Source organism: Streptomyces sp. NPDC006476, assembly GCF_040612015.1.
Taxonomy (GTDB): domain Bacteria; phylum Actinomycetota; class Actinomycetes; order Streptomycetales; family Streptomycetaceae; genus Streptomyces; species Streptomyces griseorubiginosus_B.
Genome location: NZ_JBEXPK010000049.1, coordinates 60,144 through 66,670 on the forward strand (window position 1 = coordinate 60,144; position 6,527 = coordinate 66,670).

Sequence of the window (6,527 nt, forward strand, 5' to 3'; positions counted from 1 at the left end):
CGGCAGGCTGCCCGATGTGCGTGCTGATCTTGTTCCGGATGACCTATGGGCGCAGGTGGCTCCTCTTTTGCCCCCTGCCCCCGAGCGCCGCTACCGCTACCCCGGGAGGCTGCGTGTTCCTGACCGGGCGGCCCTCGTGGGCATCCTGTACGTGTTGCGAACCGGTGTCGCCTGGCGCGACGTCCCAGCGGAAACAGTCGGGTGTTCCGGGGTGACGGCTTGGCGCCGGCTGCGAGACTGGACCGAGGCCGGAGTCTGGCCGCGGCTGCACGCTGCTCTGCTGACCGAGCTGCGCCGAGCCGAGCTTCTGGACCTGGATGACTGTGCCGTGGACGGGTCCCACGTCCGGGCGCTCAAAGGGGGGCACGTGGGCCCTTCCCCGGTTGACCGCGCCCGTCCCGGGTCGAAGCATCATCTGATCGTCGACCGTCACGGGACCCCGCTCGCCGTCACCCTCACTGGCGGTAACCGTCACGACGTCACTCAACTCCTGCCGCTCCTGGACGCGATCCCTTCGATTCGTGGCCTGAGGGGCGTCCCCGCCGTAAGCCCCGTCGGCTCTACGCGGACCGGGCCTACGACTTCGACAAGTACCGCCGTCTGCTCTGGAAGCGGGGCATCAAGCCCGCGATTGCCCGACGCGGCGTCGCTCACGGCTCGGGCCTGGGCAAGGTGCGTTGGGTAGTCGAGCGCGCTTTCGCCTGGCTGCACCAGTTCAAACGGCTCCGCATCCGCTACGAACGACGCACGGACCTTCACCAGGGCCTGCTGGAACTGGCCTGCAGTCTCATCTGTCTCCGCCGCCTGCGCCGCGCGTCCTGAACGTTCCGTCAGCATGCCGACCTGTCCCAGCAAATTCAATTGCTGTCCCCGTCGCGCCGCGGGTAGGGTCCCGCCCGTGCTTACAACGCCCCGTGTTTCTTAGCTCGGACACCAGCTTCGACGCCACCCTTGTGTCCTAGAGCTGTTACGGAGCGTAACAACAGTGAATGCCTTTCGCGGTTCCGGCTTGCTTCGGAACCGAGACTTCTCGCTGCTGCTGAGCAGCCAACTGATATCCGCCATCGGCGACCAGGCCCAGTTCATGGCCCTGCCGCTCGTCGTCCTGGCCCTCACGGGGTCAGCCACCCAGGCCGGGTTCGTCCTGGGCCTGGGCACCGTCTCCTTCCTTGCCTTCGGGCTCGTCGCAGGGGCGCTCGTCGACCGATGGGACCGCAAGACCACCATGATCTGGTGCGAGCTCGGCCGGACCATGCTCACGTCCGGCGTCGTCGTCACGGCCTGGCTGGACCGCCTCACAATGCCCCAGCTGTACACGACGGCCGTCCTTGCCGGGATCCTGGGGACGCTCTTCCAGGTCGCCAACACAGCGGCGCTGCCGAATGTTGTCGACGCGCAGCAACTGCCAACCGCCCTCGGCTACCAGCAGACCGCCGGCAGCGCGGTGGGCATCTTGGGAGGCCCGCTCGCCGGTGCGCTCTACGCCCTCGGACGGATCGTGCCATTCGCCGTCAACGCGGTGTCCTTCGCCGTCTCCGCAGCGTCGCTGAGCCTGATGCACGCCCGATTCCAGGTGGACCGGCAGGAGATCCGACCGAGGGCGCGGCTCGCCATGGAGATCCGGGAAGGGGTCGGCTGGCTGTGGCATGAGCCGATCGTCCGCTTCCTCACGCTGGCATCGGCCGCTGACAAGGTCCGCTACGGCGCCGGCTATCTGCTGATCATCACCCTTGCCCAGCAGCTCGGCTCGTCGCCGCTGTGGATCGGTGTCATCTTCAGCGGAGCGGCCGTCGGTGCGATGGCAGGGGCGTCGGTATCGGACCGGGCGACGCGTCGGTTCCCGCTCGGTCGGATCGCCGTGGTGATGCTGTGGCTGGAAGCGGTGATGTTCCCGCTGTACGCACTGGCTCCCAACCCACTGCTGCTGGCCGTAGTCGCGGCTGGTGAATCGCTGGTGGCTCCCGTGTACGCGGTGGCGATGACCACCCACCAGCTGAGCATCACCCCCGATGAGTTGCGAGGCCGCGTGACAAGCGCGGTCTCGACGCTCACCACGGGTGCTCTGTCGATCGGCACCCTGGCAGGCGGTGCGTTGATCGGCGCGCTGGGGGCCAAGCCGCTGGTCTGGCTCTGCGGAGCGTGGCTGCTCGCCATCGCCCTGCTGACCACGGCGAACCGGGCCGTGCGGCAGGCGCCGAGGGCGGGCACCATCTCGCAGACGGAGAGCGCCAACACGCTCCAGAGGGCGAACCTGACCAGCTAGCCCTCCATGCCTCGGCCACCGCTGATCATCCCAGTGTGTGAGCACTGACGCGTCAGCGGTGGCCGTAGGCCACGCGACTTCGGCGACGAGGCACGATCGGCAGCTCAACTCAATCTGAAACGATCAGTAAATCCGGCATTTACTGCGGCAGTCATCTGGAGGTATGGACGTCACGGATTGCAACGGCGGTTACCGACAGCTACTTGTCGGGTGGCGGCAGCTGTACGAGAACAAGTCCCCAGCACACATGGCGTGTTGGCGGCGGCCAGAAGGCTATTTGCCGCAAGGCGCCAAGCGACCTCCGGATGGGTGAGCTCCGGGGGGAGGGCACCGCTGGTCCCGGCGAACCTGCGCGGCTGACTATCCCGCGCACTCCGACGGTCGTTGTCAGTGCAGCCCCATAACTTGGGGCCATGATGGAAAGATCTGATCACGTGTCCCGGGATGTGACTGCCTCGCAGGGGCCGGCTTCTTGGCGGGCGGACTGGACGTGCGGTTCCGGGTCGGACCCTCGGCTGCTGCGCTGCTTCAAGGGTCACGACGCCCCTGTGGTCGCGGTGGCGACGGCGGTTGTCGACGGGCGTCCGGTTGTCGTCTCGGCGAGCCGCGACGCGACGATGTGTATCTGGGACCTGGCGACGGGGGAACGGCTGCATACGCTGACGGCAGCTCTCTCCGACCCCATGTCGTTGTTGTCGCCCGAGTTCTTGGCCCTGGCCACGGTGGTGGTCGACGGGCAACCCCTGGTCCTCACGTGCCACGAGGACGGGACCGCAAGGCTGTGGGATCCGGAGACGGGGCGTTCTGCGGGCGAACTGGTCCTGGGTCTGGCGCGGTTGGATATGGACGGTCGGCACGTGGTGCTGGCCATCGGGGCGGACCGGACGCTGGGTGTGTGGGACCAGGCCACCGGCAGCCGACTGGGCGCGTTCCCCTGGATGTCGGGCATAGGGGAGCTGGATGGACGCAAGGTCGTTGTCACATCTCCACCGGACCATCCAGCGCAGGTGTGGGACCTGGCCACCGGCCACGAGGTCGGCGAGTGCCTGCCGGCCGAGGGCCCCTGGACACTCGAAGGGCGGCACTTCGCCGTAACCGGTGAGGAGAGCCAGGCACCCCGTGTGTGGGATCTGGATCGCCACGTGCTTCTGGCAGCCGACCCGCAGGAGCTGCTGGCGGATACCGAGTGCGATGACGAATTGTCAGCCCTGACGGTCGTCGACGGGCGGGTCGTGGTCCTCAGCTTCGACTACGAGGAGGCACCGCAAGTGGTCGGAGACCTGGCTCCCATCGCTTTTCCCGACGGCCCGTCCGAGACCCTGATCCTGGAAGAGCGCAGGGTGGCGCTCGTCGTAAACGCGGACCAGACACTGCGCTTCTGGGACCTGCCGACGAGCCCCATAGGCCCTGACGGTACGCGGAGCATCCGCAGCATCCCTTTGGAAGCCGCTGAGGGGAAAGGGCTGATCAATGCCGACCCGGAAAACCGGACCGGCCTGTGGACCCTGGTCTCCGCCCGAACGAACGGCCGGTTCGCCATCGAGTTGCGCTGGGGAATCGGGGCAGGGGTCGCTTCCCGGAGTCTGGTGCTGGATGACCTGCCCGTCTCCCTCATCGCCGAACCGGACGGCACCATCACGGTGCGGCACGCACTCAGCCTGTCACCTTCGGGCAGTGCGCTGACCGGTCACACCGATCGGGTGTGGGCCATCGACAGCGCTCCGGTCGGGACGCGAACCCTGGCGGTCACGACATCCCGCGACCGCACCGTACGCGTCTGGGATCTCGCCACCGGCGAACAGGAAGGTGAGCCCCTCACCGGGCACACCGGCCAGGTGTGGGACGTCGCCACCACCGTTGTGGACGGACGTTGCGTCGCCGTCACCGCTGGGGAGGACCACACAGTGCGCACCTGGGACCTCACCGCTGCCCGAGGGGACGGTGACCGACTGCGTGCCGGACACACCGAATCAGTCCTGGCGGTCGCCACTGCGGTCGTTGACGGCGTCCCCGTGGTCGTCACCGCAGGCGCCGACCACACCGTGCGCACCTGGGACCTGACCACCGGCTCGCGGGCCTCCGATCCCCTGAGCGCAGAGGTGTCCGCCATGACGACGGCGGTGGTGGGCGGACACGCGGTCGTCGTCACGGCCACTCCCGACGCCACCCTGCACATCCTGGAGCTCGCCACCGGCCGACCGGTCCACCGCCCGTTTCCCAGCGGCCACGGGAGAGTCCTGGCCATCGCCTCGACGGCCCTGGACGGCCTGCCCGTCGCCCTCACCGCAGGCAGTGACCGCGTCGTGCGCGTCTGGGACCTCACCACCGGACAGCCCCTGGTCGCACCTCTCACCGGCCACTCCAGCCGTGTTACCACCGTCGCCACCGCCGTTCTCGACGGACGGCCCGTGATGGTGACAGGCAGCTGGGACAAGACGGTGCGACTGTGGGACCTCCCCACCGGCCGACAGCTCGGTGAACCCCTGATCGGCCACACCGACTGGGTGACCGCCGTAGCCACTGCCACCTTGGGCGGAGCTCCCATCGCGATCAGCAAGGGCCGGGACCGGACGGTACGCCTGTGGAACCTGTCCACGGGGCAGCAGATCCGTGATGCTCAGGCCGCCGAGTCAGGCTCCGACAATTCGCTGGCGGTCTCAGCGATGGCCGACGGACGGCTCGTCGCGGCCCTCGCCGATGACCACACCGTGCGGTTCCACGATCTCACCGCAGGGTGCCCGGCCGGTACCGACCACCTGCTCCCTTTCCCCGTGCACTCACTCGCCGCGGCACCGGGCGGGCGCTTCGTGGTCGGGTTCGGTTGTGAGGTCGCGGTGCTGTCGAGGACATCCTGACAAGCCAGGTCTCGCCAGGGTAGCGACGGTCCTCGCCGAGCCGCAGCTGTCGCTCCACACAGTCCGTCGGCAGGACGGACACAGAGGACGCCGCGAGGGAGCGGAACTGGCCGTCGCCATAGTCCTGCACCGGACAGCGCTCGGCCACCCACCTGTGGCCGGGCGGCCCTGTAGCGGACCAGGCAGCGCGTCTCCAGCTCTAGCATTCGCGCCGTGTCGTCGGTCAGGTCCATCTCGTCGACCAGCGCCTGTAGTTCCTGCAGCGGCCCGGCCGGTACCTCGTCGGCGCTGTGGGCCACGAGTCCGCACTCGAGCAGCAGGTGGAAGGCGTCCAGCGAGTCCGCCTCGTCGGCGTCGTGCATCAGGGCGACGACCGGGTCCCAGCCCGCCGCGACGAAGGTCCCGCCCGCGCGGCCCCGCCGGCGGTCGAGCAGGCCGTCCTGGCACATCCCCTCCAGGGCGCGGCGTACGGTGATCTCACTGATCCCCATCTCCTCGGAGAGGACGCCGGCATCCGGAAGCCGGTCTCCGGGCGTGACGGACTTCAGGCGCACCCGCAGGGCGATCCGTGAGCGGACGAGGTCCGATCCCGTCTGGCCCCTGCCGGGCAGAAGACGGGTGTCCCCGCCGCCGTAGGGTCCGAACTTGCCCGCTGCATTCACCACGGCGCCCCCCTAACGGCCAGCTGAGCGGGTTCACGGTCTGGCGCACAGGAGCTCCTGGACGAGGCTGGGTTCCGCGATGGGAAGTGGCGGGGTTCCGCGATGCGCAGAAAATAGAGCATGCTGAACACTTAAACAAGGCGAGCGGGTTCTTGTTTTTTTAGATCGTGGTGAACTAATTTCCGGTCTCGGCACCCGGCCCGCCGGTGGAAGCTGTGCGGTCACCTCCGCCCACGCCCCGCCGACGCATGCCCTCGTCCGAACTCCCTCCCTGGATGTCGAGATGACCACACGTCCCCCTGCCTCCACGGCAGACCCGCTCACCACCACATCCGAGAGCACCTCGGCAGAATCCGGCCTCCAGGCCGGCCTGAAGAACCGCCATCTGTCGATGATCGCCATCGGCGGTGTCATCGGCGCCGGCCTGTTCGTCGGCTCCGGCTCCGGCATCGCCGCCGCCGGCCCCGGCATCCTCATCTCCTACGCCCTCGTCGGTGTCCTCGTCGTCCTCGTGATGCGCATGCTGGGCGAGATGGCAGCGGCCAACCCCACCTCGGGCTCGTTCTCCGCCTACGCCGACCGGGCGCTGGGCCGCTGGGCCGGCTTCACGATCGGCTGGCTGTACTGGTTCTTCTGGGTCGTGGTGCTCGCGGTGGAGGCGACCGCCGGGGCCAAGATCCTGGCCGGCTGGATACCGGCGGTCCCGCAGTGGGGCTGGGCGCTGATCGTCATGGTCGTGCTGACCGC

General features: G+C 68.5%; 4 protein-coding genes and 1 pseudogene. 4 read left to right on the forward strand and 1 reads right to left on the reverse strand.

What is annotated here, in order from left to right; genetic code table 11:
* Positions 1–16: 16 nt before the first annotated feature.
* From ABZZ74_RS38145 to ABZZ74_RS38155, 3 genes are all read left to right on the forward strand, one after another.
* Positions 17–822, forward strand: a protein-coding gene (locus tag ABZZ74_RS38145) for an IS5 family transposase (RefSeq protein WP_356772999.1) whose coding sequence is annotated in 2 segments (ribosomal slippage) — positions 17–536 and positions 536–822 — 807 coding nt in all. Because the reading frame shifts where the segments join, the coding sequence is not laid out codon by codon here.
* Between the two features lie 187 nt (positions 823–1,009).
* The gene (locus ABZZ74_RS38150; RefSeq protein ID WP_356773001.1) at positions 1,010–2,263 is read left to right on the forward strand and encodes an MFS transporter; all 1,254 of its coding nucleotides are present in this window, start codon (positions 1,010–1,012) and stop codon (positions 2,261–2,263) included.
* A gap of 416 nt (positions 2,264–2,679) precedes the next feature.
* Positions 2,680–5,118, forward strand: a complete 2,439-nt coding sequence (locus ABZZ74_RS38155) for a WD40 repeat domain-containing protein (RefSeq protein WP_356773012.1) — start codon at positions 2,680–2,682, stop codon at positions 5,116–5,118.
* A gap of 467 nt (positions 5,119–5,585) precedes the next feature.
* Here the strand turns inward: ABZZ74_RS38155 and ABZZ74_RS38160 are convergent.
* A pseudogene (locus ABZZ74_RS38160) lies at positions 5,586–5,783 on the reverse strand (GntR family transcriptional regulator); the annotation flags it as partial.
* A 280-nt stretch (positions 5,784–6,063) separates the two neighbouring features.
* Here ABZZ74_RS38160 and ABZZ74_RS38165 point away from each other — a divergent pair.
* A partial coding sequence (locus ABZZ74_RS38165) for an amino acid permease (protein ID WP_356773003.1) occupies positions 6,064–6,527 on the forward strand: 464 nt, incomplete at its 3' end.

Excerpts from the sequence above, each read along its gene's own strand:
- ABZZ74_RS38155 (WP_356773012.1), top strand. The coding sequence starts at position 2,680 with ATGGAAAGATCTGATCACGTGTCCCGGGATGTGACTGCCTCGCAGGGG.